Source organism: Nonomuraea purpurea (assembly GCF_042650645.1).
Lineage (GTDB): Bacteria > Actinomycetota > Actinomycetes > Streptosporangiales > Streptosporangiaceae > Nonomuraea > Nonomuraea purpurea.
This window is the reverse complement of sequence record NZ_JBHSBI010000055.1, coordinates 18,480-36,532: the sequence shown is the minus strand read 5'-3', so window position 1 is coordinate 36,532 and position 18,053 is coordinate 18,480. Positions and strand designations below refer to the sequence as shown.

At 69.9% G+C, this 18,053-nt stretch carries 14 protein-coding genes; 6 read left to right on the top strand and 8 right to left on the bottom strand.

Annotated elements, in window-relative coordinates; genetic code table 11:
* On the top strand, positions 1-248 hold a 248-nt coding region (locus ACFOY2_RS53285), incomplete at its 5' end, for a choice-of-anchor P family protein (protein WP_379535861.1).
* Positions 249-320: 72 nt separating this feature from the next.
* Here the strand turns inward: ACFOY2_RS53285 and ACFOY2_RS53280 are convergent.
* A complete protein-coding gene (locus tag ACFOY2_RS53280; protein ID WP_379535860.1) occupies positions 321-854 on the bottom strand; it encodes a universal stress protein in 534 nt (177 codons plus the stop codon).
* Between the two features lie 108 nt (positions 855-962).
* On the opposite strand from ACFOY2_RS53280, the gene ACFOY2_RS53275 reads away from it, so the two are divergent.
* A complete protein-coding gene (locus tag ACFOY2_RS53275) occupies positions 963-1,235 on the top strand; it encodes a recombinase family protein (RefSeq protein ID WP_379535859.1) in 273 nt (90 codons plus the stop codon).
* 324 nt (positions 1,236-1,559) lie between these two features.
* Here ACFOY2_RS53275 and ACFOY2_RS53270 read toward each other — a convergent pair whose 3' ends face one another.
* Entirely contained in the window at positions 1,560-4,169 is a 2,610-nt protein-coding gene (locus ACFOY2_RS53270) for a cation-translocating P-type ATPase (protein WP_379535858.1), read from the bottom strand.
* A gap of 308 nt (positions 4,170-4,477) precedes the next feature.
* Between ACFOY2_RS53270 and ACFOY2_RS53265 the strand changes: the two genes are divergently transcribed.
* The 3 genes from ACFOY2_RS53265 (at position 4,478) to ACFOY2_RS53255 (ending at position 8,808) form a co-directional block, all read left to right on the top strand.
* Positions 4,478-5,134, top strand: coding sequence for a CBS domain-containing protein (locus ACFOY2_RS53265; RefSeq protein WP_379535857.1), 657 nt, complete (start codon positions 4,478-4,480; stop codon positions 5,132-5,134).
* A gap of 10 nt (positions 5,135-5,144) precedes the next feature.
* Positions 5,145-6,002: a universal stress protein gene (locus ACFOY2_RS53260; protein ID WP_379535856.1), complete on the top strand. Its 858-nt coding sequence runs from the start codon at positions 5,145-5,147 to the stop codon at positions 6,000-6,002.
* A 211-nt stretch (positions 6,003-6,213) separates the two neighbouring features.
* Positions 6,214-8,808, top strand: a complete 2,595-nt coding sequence (locus tag ACFOY2_RS53255; protein ID WP_379535855.1) for a bifunctional acetate--CoA ligase family protein/GNAT family N-acetyltransferase — start codon at positions 6,214-6,216, stop codon at positions 8,806-8,808.
* Between the two features lie 404 nt (positions 8,809-9,212).
* On the opposite strand, the gene ACFOY2_RS53250 is transcribed toward ACFOY2_RS53255, so the two are convergent.
* Positions 9,213-9,692 (bottom strand): DUF2231 domain-containing protein, encoded by a 480-nt coding sequence (locus ACFOY2_RS53250; protein ID WP_379535854.1) that lies wholly within the window; start codon positions 9,690-9,692, stop codon positions 9,213-9,215.
* 119 nt (positions 9,693-9,811) lie between these two features.
* Positions 9,812-10,744 (bottom strand): ferritin family protein, encoded by a 933-nt coding sequence (locus ACFOY2_RS53245; RefSeq protein ID WP_379535853.1) that lies wholly within the window; start codon positions 10,742-10,744, stop codon positions 9,812-9,814.
* 251 nt (positions 10,745-10,995) lie between these two features.
* Here ACFOY2_RS53245 and ACFOY2_RS53240 point away from each other — a divergent pair, with 251 nt between their 5' ends.
* Positions 10,996-11,835 (top strand): universal stress protein, encoded by an 840-nt coding sequence (locus ACFOY2_RS53240; protein ID WP_379535852.1) that lies wholly within the window; start codon positions 10,996-10,998, stop codon positions 11,833-11,835.
* Here ACFOY2_RS53240 and fdhF read toward each other — a convergent pair.
* The 4 genes from fdhF to ACFOY2_RS53220 form a co-directional block, all read right to left on the bottom strand.
* Positions 11,830-14,505 carry a formate dehydrogenase subunit alpha gene (gene fdhF, locus ACFOY2_RS53235; RefSeq protein ID WP_379535851.1) on the bottom strand — a complete coding sequence of 892 codons (2,676 nt, stop codon included), beginning with the start codon at positions 14,503-14,505 and terminating at the stop codon, positions 11,830-11,832. The two genes, ACFOY2_RS53240 and fdhF, sit on opposite strands and share 6 nt — an antisense overlap.
* On the bottom strand, positions 14,502-16,145 hold the full coding sequence (locus tag ACFOY2_RS53230; RefSeq protein WP_379535862.1) for an NAD(P)H-dependent oxidoreductase subunit E: 1,644 nt from the start codon (positions 16,143-16,145) through the stop codon (positions 14,502-14,504). Before ACFOY2_RS53230 ends, fdhF begins: the two co-directional genes overlap by 4 nt.
* Before the next feature lie 423 nt (positions 16,146-16,568).
* Positions 16,569-17,375, bottom strand: a complete 807-nt coding sequence (locus tag ACFOY2_RS53225; protein WP_379535850.1) for a sigma 54 modulation/S30EA ribosomal C-terminal domain-containing protein — start codon at positions 17,373-17,375, stop codon at positions 16,569-16,571.
* The gene (locus ACFOY2_RS53220; RefSeq protein WP_379535849.1) at positions 17,344-17,634 is read right to left on the bottom strand and encodes a hypothetical protein; all 291 of its coding nucleotides are present in this window, start codon (positions 17,632-17,634) and stop codon (positions 17,344-17,346) included. The genes ACFOY2_RS53225 and ACFOY2_RS53220 overlap by 32 nt, the downstream gene beginning before the upstream one ends.
* Between the last annotated feature and the right edge of the window lie 419 nt (positions 17,635-18,053).

Here is an 18,053-nt window from a genome sequence, read left to right as displayed (position 1 = left end):
GAACCACCACGATCGCCTTCCTCAAGGTCGGCAACACGGTGGTCATCGCAGAACCCACCAATATCCAACCCAACACCACGGTCAACGTCGGCGTCGTCAAGCTCGTCCTCAACGAGCAGATCGCATTCACCACCCCCGACAAGGGCCTGACCGTCAACGCCGTCCACGTCACCGTCGACGCCCTCGGCCTGGCCAAGACCAACATCGTCCTGGCCTCCTCCGAAAGCGATATCGGCAACTGCCCATAACCCAACCCACCTGAACCAATCAATCCCATGGCCGGGCGGAACACCGCAGTTCCGCTCGGCCTCGGCCTGGCTTCAGATGCCCCCGGGGGTCGCATTGCTCCGCATAGGCGCTCTCGCCACTGCCGGCTCCGCCCGACCAGAGTGGCGGCTGCCGAGCCGATGCCACGACCGCCCAGCACCAGCAGCGTCGCGTCCCGTGCCGCGTCGATCAGGGCCCGTTCCGGACGCCCGGCGATCCCAGCAGCACACGGCCGCCACTGACGCCACACGGAGTTCGGCCTCGTCAAAGGCGAACTCCAATGCCCTCTGCCCGGCAGGAGACCCGTCGGCACCGACCACGATCCGTGGCCTGCCCGTACTCGTCGACTCGCCGTCAGGACCCACGATGACGACGGGCTTGACGCTGTGCGCGGGCACCTGCACCGCCGCCGATCCCAGCCGAAGCTCCTCGAACCCGCCCTGCCCACGAGAGCCGAGCACCACCAACTCGGCGTTGCGCGGCCTGCAGGAGCCGGGGCCGAACCAACCGGATCCGCCAGCCGGTGGGTCGGCGGGGGTGGCGGCCGGCTCGGCGGGATCGGAGGCGGGGGTGGAAGCGTCGGCCATGAGCGGCAGTGTGCCTCACGGCTCAACGGCGGGTTCTCATAATGATCATTTGTGCGAACACAAACAGTAGCCACTGTTATGCAGAGCTGCTTTGGGCGGACCCGAGCGGTGGGTCACATACTCGACCCAGTCGGGCCCGGCCAGATGCTGTTCGCGTTCTTCGCCGCCATGGCCGAGATCGAACGCGAGGCCATCCGCGAGGCCACCCTGGAGGGCCTGGACGCGGCCGCCCGTAAGGGCAAGCACGGTGGCCGCCCCTCAGCGATCACCGACGACGTGCTGCACACCGTGCTACGCCGCCGCGCCGCCGGGGAACGCGTCGAAGACATCCGCACAGACCTGATCATCCCCACCGGGAGACGTAAGAGGGCATTTGAGTAGATTGCGTGGCCTGGTCGTCATGCTCGGTGGCGGGATCTGCTGATGCGTCCTGTCGATGGGACCGTCATGAGTGTGGCCGACAGCCCGGCCAACCGCGTGGCCTATCCCAAGCAGAGCAGGTCGACTTTCCGATGCTGCGACTGGTCGCGGTGATGGGCTGCGGCACACGCAGTGTCCTGGACGTGGTCTTCGGCCCGGCCGGCGGGTCACCCAGGCCGCGCTCGCGGAGGCCGTGTGTCCCGTCGCGGTGACACCACCGCCGGACTGATCGGCCCATAGCCGCCATTTCCGTTTCGTTCATCGCGTCTACGCGCTCAACTGAGATCAGAATCTGGTGGACGGCCTGGACGGCCTGGACGGCCTGGACGGCCTGGACGGCCTGGACGGCCTGGGCGGCGGGTGCAGGATCCGGTCGAGACGGGCCGCGGCGTACCCGAGCACGGACAGCCCGGTGACGATCAGCAGGTCAGCCGATGCCAGTGGCTGGGTGCCGAGCAGCTGACGCAGCGGCGGGACGTACAACCCGGCGAGTTGCAGAAGGAACGCGCCCGCGACGGCGAGCAACAGCATGGGATTGGCCAAGGTGCCGGGCCGTGTCCGCGACCCGAGCGCGACCCCGAGCTGGGTGGCGCCCAGGGCGAAGAAGGCCATGCTCTGCCAGGGGCGTCCGGTCTGCGCGGCCCACACCGTGACGCCGAGGGTGACGGCGGTGAGGACGACGGCGATCCGGATGACGCGCTGCCACAGGCCCGCGCCGAGGATGCTCTGGCCGGGCGGCCGGGGCGGGTCGGCCATGGCCCCGGGTACGGTGGGCTCACCGCCCAGGGCCACGCCGGGCAACCCGTGGGTGAGCAGATTGATCCACAGGATCTGGGCGGGAAGCAACGGGAGCGGGAACCCGGCGAACGGGCCCAGCAGCATCACCGCGATCTCGGCCGTGCCGCCCGACAGGCCGTAGACCAGGAACCTGCGGATGTTCGCGTAAACCCGGCGGCCCTCTTCGACGGCCGCGACCACGGTGTCCAGATTGTCGTCTGCGAGCACGAGGTCCGCGGCCTGCCGGGCGACCTCGGTGCCGCGCTTGCCCATGGCCACGCCGATGTCCGCGCGTCGCAGGGCCGGGCCGTCGTTGACCCCGTCGCCGGTCATCGCGAGCACCCCGCCTCGGTCTTGGAGGCGCTGGATGATCGCGAGCTTCTGCTCCGGCGTGGCCCGGGCGTAGACGCCGGCCTGGTCCTGGCCGAGCGCACCAGGCTCGCGGCAGTCTACGACCGGGTCACCGGGCCGGATGACGCCCAGGTCGGTGGCGATGGCGCGGGCGGTGCCGGGGTGATCTCCGGTGATGAGGAGCGGTCTGATCCCGGCCCGCCGGCAGTCGGCGACGGCGGTGGCCGCCGCGGGGCGGGGCGGGTCCAGGATCGCGATCAGCCCGAGCAGTGACAGGCCGCTCTCCTGCACCGTCTCGGGAACGGCGGCCAGATCGCGCTGCGCGACGGCCAGCACCCGGTATCCGGCACGGGCGAACTGGTCGGCGCGCTCCGCCGCGCGGGCCGCCAGCGCCGGATCGTCGGCCAGGACAGGCGGGTGGAGCAGCGCTTCCGGGGCCCCTTTGCAGACCAGCTGGGCGTCTCCCGAGGGCAGCAGGTGTACGGTGCTCATTCGCTTGCGGTCGCTGTCGAAGGGCAGCTCGGTCACCCTGGGAAAGCGCGCTTGGACGTCCTCGCGATCGAGACCGAGCTTGGCCGCGGCGGCCAGCAGCGCTGCCTCGGTCGGGTCGCCCAGTGCGGTCCATTCGCTGCCGGGCTCCTCCGGCGGCGCCAGTCGCGCGTCGTTGCACAACACCGCCGCGCGGAGCAGGTCGCTGAAGACGGCCGTGTCCAGCGGTTCGTCGGCGCCGATCGCGCCTTGGACGGCCGTGTCCAGGGCCCCATCGGTGCCGATCGCGCCTTCCGGGCCATAGCCGGAACCGCTGATCGTGGCCTCCGCCGACGGAGTCCAGATCCGCCGGGCCACCATCCGTCCCTCGGTCAGCGTGCCGGTCTTGTCAGTGGCCAGCGTCGTCACCGAGCCGAGCGTCTCCACGGCGGGCAGTTTGCGTACGAGGGCATGGCGCGCGGCCATCCGGCGAGCTCCCAGCGCCAGGCTCAGTGTCACGACCGCGGGAAGCGACTCCGGTACGGCGGCGACCACCAGGCTGATGGCGGTCACCACCATCAGCTCCACCGGCTGCCCGCGCACCAGCCCCAGCGCCAGCACCACCGCCGACAGCAGCACGGCGACAGCCGCCAGCATACGGCCGACTCCCACCAACCGGCGCTGCAAGGGGGTGAGCGGGGTGCGCTTCGCCATCAGGGCCGCGATGCGGCCGCTCGCGCTCGCCGCCCCGGTCGCGGTGACCACAGCCTGTCCCCGGCCCCGAACCACGACGGTGCCCGAACTCACGGACGCCCTCTCGCGCTTGTCGATCGGCACCGACTCGCCCGTCAGGGCAGATTCGTCGACGAGCAGCGCCGCGGACTCCACCGTCTCCGCGTCGGCCGGGACGACGTCCCCCTCGGCGAGGACCAGGAGATCGCCGACGACGACGTCGCCTGCGGGGATCTGCTGCTGGCGGCCGTCCCGAATCACGCGCGCTTCGGGAGCGGCGAGCCGTGACAAGGCCGTGATGGCCCGGTCGGCGCGGATCTCCTGCACCACCCCGACCGTGGTGTTGACCACGATCACCAGCATGATCACGATGGCGTCGGCCCAGTCGCCCGTGGTGACGGTCAGGATCGCCGCGATGAGCAGGACGACGATGAGCGGGTCACGGAGCTGTGTGGCGACGCGCCGCCACACGGGGACGGGGGGCTGCCGCGGAAGGAGGTTGGCTCCGTCCCGCCCCAGCCGTGCGACCGCCTCCGCCGAGGACAGTCCAGAAGACGAGGCAGTCACGTTGGATGCTCTCCATGCCCGCCGCTGGCCTGCGGGCGGCGGAATCGATGCTCATGTGTCTCGTCAAGGGACGAGGGCGGGCCCGGCCGAGCCGGTGCGACCGTCAGCGCAGGTCGATGGCGGCCATGCCGACGACGGTACCCACCAGCGTCGATGTCAAGACAGAGCCGTTCGACCCGGCCTCGGGAGACCTCCGGCCTGCGGCCTGGAACGCCGGCGGAGCAAGGACCTAGGTCCCGGCCACGAGGGACCTTCGCCGCTGCTGGCGGGAACCGGCTTGGCGGCATCCTTGACTGGGGGTGGGTTCTATGCCGATCGAAGTCAAGGACATCATGGGCCGCGTCGCCGTCGCCGTCATGGAGGATGCGTCCTTCACGGAGATCATAGCCGCGATGAGACGGTTCGCGGTGGGCGCGGTTACCGTGATCGACGCGCAGCGCCGACCGGTGGGCGTAGTCTCCGAAGACGACCTGCTGCTCAAGGAGACGGCACCGGCACAACCCAAAAGGGCCATCTTCGACTCCTACAGGAGACGCAGAGAACACCACAAGGCCGCGGGTATGACGGCGGCCCAGCTCATGAGCTCTCCGGCGATCACCGTCACGCCGCAGACCCCGGCGCGGGAGGCGGCCCAACTGATGCACGACGGGCGCCTCAAGCAACTGCCCGTGATCAACGCCGTCACCGGACGCATCATCGGCACGTTGCACCAGCGTGACGTGTTGCGGGTCTTCTCCCGGCCGGTCGAGGAACTGCGGGCGGATGTCCGAGCCGTCCTGCCGGATCCGGACGGCTTTCCCTTCGAGGTCGACCAGGGGGTGGTGAAGATCGGCGGCATGGTCGAGCGAAGATCGCAGGCCGTCGCCCTGGCCGAGCGGATCCGCGGAATCGAGGGCGTGGTGGATGTGCGTTCCTACATCGCCTTCGGCGAAGACGACCTGCTCGACTTCCCTTCACCGACATAGGGTGATCACGATGACGAATGCGGCGATCGTCGCGGGGGTCGACGGCTCCCGAACGGCGTGGTCGGCGCTCGTCTGGGCGGCCGAGGACGCCGCCCGCAGGGGCCTGCCCCTGCGGATCGTCCACGTACGCGAGCCGTGGTGCGCGGAGCACCCCCTGAGCGCCTCCAGCGACCAGGAGACCTTGACCGAGCGATGCGAGAAGCTGCTCGCCGACGCGGCCGGGAGGGCCCGCGGTCTGGCTCCGGAGACGCCGGTTTCGACGACCCTGATGACGGGCGCGGTGATCGAGCGGCTCAAGAGCGAATCGGAGACGGCCGACACCGTGGTGGTGGGCAGCAGAGGGCTGGGCGGTTTCGCCGGGCTGGTGCTCGGCTCGGTCGGGCACGGCCTGGCCGGGTACGCCGAGAGCCCCGTGGTCATCGTCAGACGCCTGCCGCGTGAGCGCGGTGGCGAGGTCGTGGTGGGTTACGACGGCTCGCCGTGCGCGGAAATGGCTCTGGAGTACGCCTGGACGCAGGCCACCGCTCGCCGGGCCCGCCTACACATCCTGCACGGCCTGCGCTACCCGCACCTGGCCCCGCATCCCACCGGTTACGGGCCCGTGCCCGTCGACGACACCGCCGAGATCGAGCGACACCTGGCAGCTTGGCAGGATGGGCACGGCGGCGTCGAACTGATCAGGTCGATGAGTTTCGAGCACCCGATCGCGGCCCTGGCCACGTCCTCCCGTACCGCCGATCTCGTCGTCGTGGGCTCGCGTGGGCTCGGCGGATACTCCCGCGCGCTGCTGGGGTCGGTCAGCCATGGGGTCCTGCACCGAGCACATTGCCCCGTAGCCGTGGTGAGCGCGTTGAGGGCAGGGGCCTGACCGCCCCGCTGGCGGCATGTGCCGTCTGCGTCACGACATTTCCGGCCAGGCGGACATCATCCCCCTGGCACGACGGCCACAGGACTGGTGGCCGAGGTCCGGGGACTTTCGGCCCTGTCGGTGAAGACGTCCAGCACTGCATGGCGCGCCTGCGTCGGGCAAGGATGGGTTCGTGGGGGTTGTCCGTCGGCCGGCGGTGAAGGAGTTTGGCATGTCTGTGGGATACGACGTTCTGTTGCGTGATGGCGGCATCGCCCATGTGCGCCCGCTGCGCCCCGCCGACCGCGAAGCCCTGCACGAGCTGGTGGACCGTTCGTCGGAACGCTCGGCCTATCTGCGCTTCTTCACCGGCGGTCGTAACTCCGCGCACGCCTACATCGATGGCATCACCGGTACCGGCTACACCGGCCGGGCGCGGGTGGCCGGCATGCACGGCCGGCTGGTGGCGGTGGCCGAGTACGTTCCGATCGACGGCGGAGGCGCCGACGTCGGCATCCTGCTGGACGACTCCGTGCATGGGCACGGCCTGGGCACGCTGCTGCTGGAGCACCTGGCCGTCGACGCCGCCGAGCACGGCGTGCGGGAACTGGTGGCCGATGTGCTCGTCGAGAACCGGGCGATGATCCAGGTGCTGCGCGATCTGGGGCTGGGGGTGACCGAGCGATTCGAGGACGGCGTCCTGCGTGTCAGGATCTCGGCGGAGCCGACCGCCCGGCTGTGGGCGGCCATCGAGGCGCGTGATCACGAGGCCGGACGGGCATCGCTGGCGCGCGTGCTGACTCCGCGTTCTGTGGCGGTGATCGGCGCCTCGCGGGACGAGCGTGCTGTCGGGCACAGAGTGCTGCGCAATCTGATCGACGGCGGCTTCTCCGGCCCGCTGCACCCCGTCAACCCCAACGCGGCCGAGGTGGCCGGGCTGGCCTGCCACGCGAAGGTCCCCGCGGGCCTCGATCTGGCGGTCGTGGCGGTGCCCGCCAGGCATGTGCTGGATGTGGCCCGCGAGTGCGCGGACGCGGGCGTGGCCGGGCTATTGGTGCTGGCGTCCGGCTTCGCCGAGGCCGGGCCACAGGGCAAGGAAGCCGAGACGGAGCTGCTGCGGATCTGCCGCGTGGCGGGGATGCGGCTCATCGGCCCGAACTGTCTGGGCGTGGTCAACACCGCCGCCTGCCTGAACGCCAGCTTTCTGCCACACCGCCCAGAACGGGGGCACGTGGCGCTGTTGTCGCAGTCGGGTGCCGTCGGGGCGGCGCTGCTGGAGCGGCTGGAGGTCTCCTCGTTCGTCTCCGTCGGCAACAAAGCCGATGTCAGCGGGAATGACCTGCTCGAATACTGGGAGGACGACGACGACACCCGAGTGATCGCCTTGTACCTGGAGTCGTTCGGCAACCCCCGCAAATTCGCCCGCATCGCCCGCCGTGTCGCCAAACGCAAGCCGATCCTGCTGGTCAAGAGCGGCCGCGGCGGCGCCGGTGAGCGGGCCGTGCGCTCGCACACCGCCGCCGCGGCCACCCCCGACGTGGCGGTGGACGCGCTCGTCCACGCCGCCGGCGTCATCCGGCTCGACAGCGTGCACGAGCTGATCGACACGGCCAAGCTGCTCGCGAGCCAGCCGCTGCCGGCTGGGCGCCGGGTGGCCATCGTCGGCAACTCCGGCGGCCCTCAGGCCATGGCCGCCGACGCATGTGAGCGGCACAATCTGATGGTTCCCGAGCTGCCACCCGGCCTCCTGGACACGCGTGCCACCGCCATAGGCAATCCGGTCGATCTGACCGCCGACGCCGGCGCGGAGGAGATCGGTGCGGCGGTGCGGGCGCTGGCCGCCTCGTCCGAGGTTGATGCGGTCCTGGTCGTCTACACCTCGCCCTTCGGCTCCGGGCTGGCGCGGACCCGCCGGGCCCTGGCCGACTCCAGCGAGACAGTGACCAAAACCATGCTGGCCTGTTTCGTCGGCCTCGACGACCTCATCGACGGAAGGCTCCCCTGCTGCGCCTTTCCCGAACAGGCTGTCGAAGCTCTGGCCCACGCCGTGCGCTACGCGGAATGGCGGCGGGAACCCGCCGAGCCGGTTCAGGTGCCTCCGCCGGCCGACGAACGCGGCGCCCGGGAACTCGTCCACGCAGAGTTGGAAGCGCATCCCTCGGGTTCATGGCTGGCACCGGCCGGTGCTGCCCGGCTCCTGGACTGTTACGGCGTGCGGCTGGTGCGGTCCGTCGATGTGGACGGGGCTGAGCACGCCGCCGAGGTTGCCACGCGCATCGGGCTGCCGGTGGTGCTCAAGGCCGTCGGGCCGATGCACAAGAGTGACGTCGGCGGGGTCCGGCTCGGGTTGCGCACGCCGGAGGAAGTCCGCCAGGCGTACCGGGACATGACTGAGCGCATAGGCGCGGAGATGGCCGGCGCGATCGTCCAGCCCATGCTGCCGTCCGGCGTTGAGATCATCGTTGGTGGCGTCAACTACCCGGCCTTCGGGCCGCTGATCATGGTCGGTATGGGTGGGGTGGCGGCCGATCTGCTGGCCGACCGCGTCTTCCGCGTTCCGCCCGTCACCGGCGCCCTCGCCATGATCGACGAGCTGCGCTGCGCGCCGCTCCTGCACGGTTACCGAGGGGCGCCGCCCGTCAACATCACCGCTCTGGCCGATCAGATCCTGCGGATTGGGCGACTGCTGGAGGACCTGCCCCAGGTCGCCGAGCTTGACCTCAACCCCGTCATCGTCACCCCAGACACCGCGACCACCGTGGACGCCCGGATCAGGGTGGCGCCGTATGACGAGCCGCCCTCGCCGTTGCTGCGCCGCATGCGCTGACAGAACCGATGAAGGGCCCGCGGCCTGGCTCCGAGGTCCCTCCATGGCGGACATTCGCCGTGAGATGACCGAATCTTGACCTGCTGAGGGCATCACCTTAGTGATGGCCCGAGCGGGGGAGGTGAACGATGGCCCGTCTGGCGGACTTTCTGGCGCGGTTCCGGCCTGCGGGTGTCCCCGTCGATCAAGAAGCTGGCCAGGCCGAGGAACTGGCACCGGTCTTCGCTGCCCTGGAAAGCGTCCAAGCTGTGGCGCGGGGAGGAGCGCTGGTGGCAGACAGTGGAAGACGAGGCGCGAGACCTCTTGACGGGGGCGAGGCCGTGGAACTGGCAGCCCGGCCATGAGGGCGACGCGATCGACGGACCCAGGCGGGACCGCTGCCACCGAGCAGTGGGCGCGGAACGTCACCGTGTCCAGACAGTCTGGGCTCCGCTATGGCCGGCCCGTACTGTGGCGATGGTGCCTCCCACGCCGCCGACCAGGGCGAGGACCGCCAAGAGGATGATCATGGTGGCGTGCCACCGCGGCCGCGGCGCGGTGCGTTCGGGAGTTGAGGGCGTGGCGTGTCTCATGAGGCGGGTTGCCAGGGAGATGCCCAGCGCGGCCAGCCAGAGCACGATGACGAACGGCAGGACCTGCTCGCCCTGCTCTTCGTGGGCTTCGATGAGTGCGTTCTCTCCGACCTTGTCCTTCAACGTCTCGCCGCTGCTGATCGACAGCGGTACGGCGGCCAGCGCGATGGTGGCGACGAACAGCACCACCGGCCAGAATCGGCGCGCCGCAGCGGGCCAGAACGCCATCAGGATGGTGCCGAGCGCCGCGAGCGGCACGCACACGACGACGGCGTGGACGACCAGCGGGTGCAAAGGCAGGCCGAAGAACATATCCGCCTCCTGTCCGGCCCGGCGGCAAGCGCCGGATCACGACTGATGAGAAGCGTCGATGGCCGCAGGCGATACCGGCGGCCATGGCGTCTGGCCCCATCGACCGGTCAGGAGGCTGCTCAGGACAGCTGATCCAGCGCCTGCTGGAAGGCGCGGGCGTGTCCGGCCTCGTCTTCGGCGTTGTGCGAGAAGCGTTCGGCCGCCTGGCTGTCGCCCGCCGCCTTGGCGCGCTTGGCGAACGTCGGATACATGGTCTGGGACTCATACCGCTCGCCGGCGATGGCCTTGATCAGGTTGTCATGCGTGCTTCCGACCAGCCCGGCCAGCTTGGCCTCATCGGCGAAGTGCTCATGCAGTTCCACATCGGCGTTGCCGCGGAACAGTTTCGCCACGGCCGGGTTCTTGGCGTGCTCGGCGTACTGCTGGTACTTGGCGTACGCGAGCGCCTCGCCGTGCAGGGCCGTGTCCAGGTCGGTCTTGGTCTGCTGCGCGCGGACCTCAGGCGGGCCCTGCGGGACCTGCACCGACTCGGCCTTCTGCGGCGCGGGGACGGTGCCCCGGCCGGATTCGACGGCGCGCAGCGCGGCGTCGAACGCTCGTGCGTGTGTGCTTTCGTCACGGGCGATCTCGGAGAAGCGGGCGGCAGCCCCGCTGTCCCCGCCGGCCTTGGCGCGCTGCGCGAAGCCGGGATACATCTTCTGGGACTCGTAGGTCTCCCCTGCCACGGTGGCGCGCAAGTTCTCGGTGTCGCTGCCGACCAGGCCGCTCAGCGCGGCCTCTTCCTTGAAGTGCTCGCCCAGTTCGACATCGGCGGTGCGCTCGAACAGGCTGGCCACCGACGGCAGATTCTCCCGCTCGGCCTGGGCCGCGTAGAGGCGGTAGGAGGCGTTGGCGAACGCCTCACCGCGCATCGACTCCTCGAGGTCCTTCTGGGTTTGCGGGCTCGGCGGGTCCACCGGTGAGGTGGAAGCGGCGAACGCACCACCCATGTGCGTGCTCAACGCGATGGTGAACGCGCCGGTGATGAGTGCGCGTGCTGACAAGGCGACCATCTCAACCCTCCCGACCAGTGCGTGGATACCTACGGCCATCATGAGAGGGCTTACCTGGCGAGGTGGTCGATAACGGTCATCCTGGCAAAACCAGGTGAAGCATGCGGGCCGGACGCAAAGCATGGCCTATACGAAGGGCGAGGCAACCCCTGGGAGTCAGATCAAGTCCGCATACAGCAGGGTGAGATGTGCGTAAATATCCGTTTCGGGAAGTGTGGGGTGAAGGGAGAACTCGACGAAGGGGGTGGGTGATGGCCGGAGCGATCGTGGTCGGCGTGGACGGCTCCAAGCCATCGAGCGCGGCGGTTGAGTGGGCTGCGGCCGACGCCCGGCGCAGACGACTGCCCCTGAAGATCGTGCATGTGTGCGAACAGTGGATGGCCGGCTTCGACAGCAGGGAGTACTGCCTCGGCATACTGGAAGCCGCCGCCGGCAGCGCTCGCGCGATGAGCGCGGATGTCGAGGTGAGCGCTGAACTTCTCGACGGCAATGTTGTCGAAGCGCTGATCGGCCAGTCGGCGTCGGCAGATTCCCTCGTGCTGGGTAGCCGAGGATTGGGAGGATTCGCCGGACTGCTGCTCGGCTCGGTGGGCCTGGGGGTCGCGGGTCATGCCGTCGGGCCGGTCGTCATCGTCCGCGCAGCCGCCGTCGCCAAGTACGGTCAGATCGTGGTCGGCGATGACGGCTCCGAAAGCGCGCAGGAAGCCGTGGCGTTCGCTGTCGAGCAGGCTCGCGGCCGGCGCGCACGACTGCTCGCTGTTTACGCCTGGCAGGCGCCGATCGTCTCGGCCTACGCCCCGGACTACGGCAACTTGCTGGAGGACGCGTTCCAGCAGGAGGCCCGCACGGCTCAGGAGCGGGTGATCCGATGGCGCAAGGACCACCCTGACGTCGAGATCACAGACCAGCAGGTGCGCGAGCATCCGGTGCCCGCGCTCATCAAGGCCTCCGCCACGGCGGACCTGGTCGTGGTCGGCTCGCGCGGGCTGGGGAGTTTCGCCTCCGCGGTGCTCGGCTCGGTCGGCCACGGGGTGCTGCACCGTGCCGCATGCCCGGTGGCGGTGGTCAGGTCACGTGGCAAGAAGTCATGAGCGTCCCTGTGTGCGGCGCAAGCGCACGGCGGTGACCTTGTACTCGGGGCATGATGTCACGGTGTCGGCGTGGCCGGAGGTGAGGGCGTTGGCCCGGCTCGATGAGAAGTGGAAGGTGCAGAAGAGCTGGCCCGGTGTGATCTCCTCGGTGAGACGTGCCGGCAGTGTGGTTCGCCCGTGCCGGCTTTCGACGAGCACCGTGTCGCCGTCGCGAACGGCATGATGGGCGGCGTCGGCGGGATGCATGTCGATATGGTCTGAAGGGTCGAGGTCGATGGTGCCGGATCGCCGGGTCATGTTGCCGGAGTTGTAGTGCGCCCACCTGCGGCCCGTGATCAGGATCAGGGGGTAGTCGTCGTCGGGGCTTTCGCCGGGCGGCAGGTAAGGGCGGGCGGCCAGGTGCGCGAGACCGTCCGGGGTGGCGAAACGGTCCAGGTAGAGCCTGGCCTGTCCGGGATGTTCGGCATTGGGGCACGGCCAGGGGATGGCGCCTTCGCGGTCCAGTCTCTGATGGGTTATTCCGGCGAAGACGGGCGCCACCCGGCCGCATTCGGCCAGCGCCTCGGCCGGGGTCGGGCAGCCCAGGTCGGCGCCGTAGGCGGCGGCGATCGCGTGCACGATGGCGAAGTCCGTGCGTGCCTGATCGGGCGGGACGAGAGCGGGCCGCACCCGCTGGAAGCGCCGGTCGAAGTTGACGAAGGTGCCGTCCTTCTCCAGCCAGGACGCGGCCGGCAGGACCACGTCGGCGTGACGGGCGGTCTCGGACAGGAAGAGCTCCTGGCTGATGACCAGTGGGCAGGATTCCAGCGCCTCGATGACCTGGTTGGTGTCGGGGTCGGTGGCGCACACGTCCTCCCCGATGATCCACAGGGCCCGCAGGTCTCCCGAGCGTGCCGCGGCGAACATCTGCGGGATGCGCAGACCGTCGTGGTCTGGCACCTCAGTGCCCCACACCTGCTCTGCCCGGCCGCGCGCGACACTGTCGGTGACCCTGTTGTAGCCGGGGAGCAGGTCGGGCAGGGCGCCCATGTCGGAGGCGCCCTGAACGTTGTTCTGCCCCCTGAGGGGATTCACACCGAACCCCCGGTCGGTGCCGACCGCGCCGCGCAGGATGGCCAGGTTCGCCAGGGTGCGCACGCCGTCGGTGCCGTGCAGGTGCTCGGTCACACCGAGCCCGTGGACGATGGCCGGCCGCTTGGCCTGCCCGTACAGGCGCGCCGCCGCGATCAGATCCGCCGCGGGGACGCCGGTGATCTCGGCCACCCGATCGGGCGGGTAACCGGCGAGGATCGCGGTCAGCTCAGGCAGCCCACTGGCGCGGTGCCGCAGGAACTCCTCATCGACCATGCCCTGGGTGAGCAGCACGTTGGCCAGACCGTTGAACAAGGCGACGTTGGTCCCCGGGCGGGGCCGCAGGTGCACGTCGGCGTAGCCCGCGAGCCCGACGGCCCGGGGATCGGCGACGACCAGCCGCGCGCCGCGCAGCACCCGCTGGAGCAGCCGCGCCCCGACGACCGGGTGCGCCTCGACGGGGTTCGCGCCCACCACGAGCAGGCAGTCGGCCCGTTCCACGTCCTCGAAGGCGTCGGTGCCGCCGGACAATCCGAACGCGGCAGTCAGTCCGGCGGCGGAGGGGGAGTGGCACAGCCGGGAGCAGTTGTCGACGTTGTTGGTGCCGATGACGACCCGCATGAACTTCTGGATCAGATAGTTCTCCTCATTGGTGGCCCGCGCCGAGGAGATAGCCGCCACCGCGTCGGGGCCCGCCTCGTTCACAGCGGCCCACAGCCCGCGCGCGATGTGATCGAGCGCCTCGTCCCAGCTCACCGGTTCCAAGCCGGAACGGCGGCGCAGCAGCGGCCGCGTGATCCGCTCGGGAGAACGCAGGAATCCGTGGGCGAAGCGGCCCTTGACGCACGCATGTCCCCGGTTGACCGGGCCGTCCTTGGCCGGTCGTACCGCGGCCACCTCGCCGTCACGGGTCAGCACCTCCAGCGCGCAGCCGACGCCGCAGTATCCGCAGGTGGTACGCGTGCGGGTGAGCGATGCCAGATGAGTCCCGATCGGCAGCCCTGGTTCGGTGAGAGCGCCGGTGGGGCAGGTGTCCACGCAGCCGCCGCACGCGACGCAGTCCGATTCCGCCCATGGGCCGCCGGTGCCGGGCGCGACCACGGTCTCAGAACCCCGCCCCACCAGCGTGAGCGCGAACGTGCCCTGGACCTCGGCGCACATGCGTACGCAACGGCCGCAGGCGATGCACAGATCCCGGTCGAGATGGACGAACGGATGAGAGTGGTCCCGGCCCTGGTCGGTGCCGCCTTGAGCGGCTTGCGGTCCGATGCCCAGGGCTCGGCACACGCGCGCCAGCTCGCCGTCCCCCTCCAGCGCCTGAGGGGGAAGCGCTGAGACGATCACCTCCACGGCGTCATGGCGCATCCGGCGCAGGTCTTCTTCCTCGACGCCCACCTGGGCGCCGTCCACCGCAGGGGTCACGCAGGCCGCCACGACGCGCCCGTCGAGCCGTACCATGCAGGTCCGGCAGGAGCCGACGGGTGTCAGCCGGTCGTCATGACAGAGCGTGGGCAGATCGGCGCCCGCGATCCGCACCGCGGCCAGCGCCGTCGACTCCTCCGCCAGATCGACGACGACGCCGTCCACCGTGACTCTCATCCGTCCCACTCCCGCAGACGATTCCCATAGGCGCGGACCAGGCTCCGCACCGCATGCGGCAGACGGCGACCGAACGCGCACAGACTGGCCTCGCCCATCACCTTCAGCATGCGCGTGTAGGCATCACCCGGCGGCACGCCGGACCTGGCCTGTTCCAGACCGCGACGAGAGCCGACCCGGCAGGGGGAGCAGGCGCCACAACTCTCCGCCGCGGCGAACGCCCACACGTGCTGCAGCACGTCCAGCGGCTCTTGACGGTCGTCGACGGCCACCAGGCCGGCATGACCCAGCGCGGCTCCATGGCCCGCCAGCGCCTCCTCGGTCAGGGGCACGTCCAGCCCCTGCTCGGACAGGAACCCACCCAGCGGCCCTCCCACTTGCAGGACGCCGAGCCGAGCCCCCTCCCGCAAACCGCCGCCCAACTCGGTGACGATCCACCGCACCGGTACGCCGAGCTCCACCTCGTAGCAGCCGGGCCGGGCGAACCGCTCCGACAGGCAGACCAGCTTCGTGCCGGTCTCGCCGGGCGTGCCACGGCGAGCGTAGGCATCGCCACCACGGCGGACGATCCACGGCACCGCGGCCAGCGTCTCGACGTTGTTGACCACGGTCGGCGCATCCCACAGACCCTGGCTGGTCGGGTACGGCGGGCGAGCCCGCGCACAACCACGGCCGCCTTCGAGCCCCGCGATCAGCGCTGTTTCCTCGCCCGCGACATAGGACCCGGCACCCGCCACCACCTCCACCTCCAGGTCCACGTCGCTGCCGTGCACCCCTCGGCCGAGGTGACCGTCCGCGCGCGCCCGCTCCACGGCCTGGCGCATGGCCGACAGCGCCCGCGGATACTCCGAACGCACCAGCACCAGACCCCGGCGAGCCCCGCAGGCGAAGCAGGCCAGCGCCAGCCCTTCCAGCACCCGCGCCGGATCGAGCTCCATCAGCAGCCGGTCGGCGTATGAGCCGGGGTCGCCCTCGTCACCGTTGGCGATCACCACCGTGTCCGGCGAGCCGCCCGCCGCCGCCCATTTGGCCGCCACGGGAAAGCCCGCGCCGCCCCGGCCACGCAGCCCGGAGACCGCGACCTCCGACCGGACCAGCTCCGGCGAGCGCCGGCCGACGGTCTCCACCCATGTCCGCCAGGCGGTGTCACCTGCCACGATCCCGGCCAGCACGACGGGGTCGCCGGTGGCGTCGGACGCCGGGATCGGCGGTGCCTGCGGTCGCACCCGCCCGGCCACCTGGTCGACGACGTCCGGGCCGACACAGGGCATCTCGCCATCCAGACAGGCGGGCCCCGCGTAGCAGTAACCGAGGCAGCGGACCGTCTGCAAGGACACGCCCGCCTCCTGATTGAGACCCTCATCAGCCGTGGCACCCAGGACGTCCTGGATGGCAGGCAGATGCCGGCCCCCTTGCGCCGCGAAGCACGCGGTCGCGACGCAGACCCGCACGTGGCGGCGTCCGTGCGGAACGGCCAGGTCCGCATAGAAGGTGGCCGGACCCAGCCCCGCCGCAGCGGGCAGCCCGAACCGTCCGGCCACCTCCGGCGCCCAGCTCTCAGGCCCCTCCACATGCTCCTCGGCACCTTCGGAAAGAGCCTCGATCAGGTGGACACCTGGTCGACCGCGCCGCTCAGCCAGGGCGCGGAACGCATCGAAAGGATCGCTTCACGAATTTCTTCCTGCCCATTTCCCAGATAACGGACACGCGCTCACGGTCCCTATTTGACGAGGTGCTTGCCGGCGCGGACGTGCACGCCCTCAAGATTCCGCCGCGCTCGCCACGGGCGAACGCCGACCCCGCCAATGAATGCGCCCTCGTTCACACCGCCGCCCCGCTGGTTCTGCCCGGCACTCATCGGCGCCCGACAGCTTCGCCTATCTCCCGGGCGGTCGCGCAGGTATTCACGGAAGGACCGGCCGATGTGGCCAGGTAGCAGGCGACCTTTGAAAGGCTCCGGCTGCTTGTGCATCGGAGTGCACAGTGGCGAGTTTGTGGCCGATCTGCGTAGCCGGCAGACCTTCCGACAGCAGGCGTGACCAGCGTCGAGGAGACCCGGCTGATCACTTGCTGGGCATGATGAGGCCGTAGTGGCCGCCGTAACGGTGGTAGGCGAGGCTGCCCCGCCCAGTGCTGGCGTCGGCGAAGAAGACGAACGGCATACCGGTGGTTTCCAGACGCTCGACCGCTTCACTGACGGAGAGGACGGGTGCTGGAACGGGGCTGACCGTGAGTGGGATCGACACCGGGCCGAGTTTGTGGGGCATGGGGGCGATCTGCGCGAGCCGGTAACCGTCCCGGCTGTGGTAGATGACGCTGTCCTGGCCGGTTTCCGCCTCGATGAACAGGTAGAAGTCGTAGTCGAACTGTTCCATGTCGAAGGCCGCCTCATCGGGCGTAGCCCAAGTCAGCTCATAGGCCTTGTGCCGGACGATCTCGCGTTCTCCTCCGATCCGGGGGGAGTAGGGCAGCGGGCGACGGTGAGGACTGGAGCGCCGCCACTCGTGGTCGACGTCCTCCGGGCGTCGACCACGCAGGTTCTCCCCGTCTCTGCCAGCATGGCGCAACCGGACCCGGAGCCGGTCGCCGAGCAGCCGGATGGCTTGGTCCATGGACTCGGCGACCGCCTGAGCACGGACGAACTGCCCGCTGACGTTGATGTTCGCCTGCGCGGTGCACGGACAGAACACAACTGGATCGGCCGTGGCGCTGAGCTTGACCCGGGCAAAGAGCACTGGCTCGTGGGCGAACGATGTCACTGCCGCCACCACCTCGCGGGCCTCGTCGACCGCACCGGGCGAAACGGCGCCGCGTGTTTCCACCTGCACCTCGCGGGGGTCAAGCATCACGGAGGCGTGTCGATTGCTCATGCCGTGTCACGTCCCTTCTGATGAAGCCGACAGCAAGCAGCAGTTCGTGGGCGAGCCGCGCGGCCTGCTCGGGGTGCACTTGCCCGGGCTCCTCCATCGGTCTGGCTTCCAGACCGTGCGCGAGAGCGAGAGTGGCTTCGGCCAACGCTTGGATCTGATTCTCGGCTTTGCTGACCCGAACCTTGATAAGGTTCAGTTCGAGCTCGAGCGCACGCGTCTCCTCGGTTGCGGGAACGGCATCGGGCTTGGGTTGAGGCATCAAGACCATCTCCCAGGAAGCGCTCTCCTTTCCTATCCTTGCCAGGGTCCGCATTGGTATCACAGGGACTTACGTCCTTCGGTGGCAGGTCCATGGTCCCCATCGACCATGACCACACGCAATGTCCGACAGATATCTCTGCCGAACGACGCGAGCGCACTGGGATCTACGGTCCTCGGGCAGCCGCCCTCAGCAAACGGCAGCGGCCGACGAGGACTTTTCGGCCGGCCAAGCGATAACCCCTCGATTCGGTGACGCTCAGGCACGCCAACGATCCCCACGTGGCTCTTGAGGTGTTCCGCGCCGACCGGCTACAAGCTGTCGTCGGCGAGGGCGATGAGGCGCAGTCGTCCAAGCGGGCAGGTTGTGGCGGCCACGACTCAGCGCGGGTTCATGAAAAGGGACCTTTGGCCCTACCT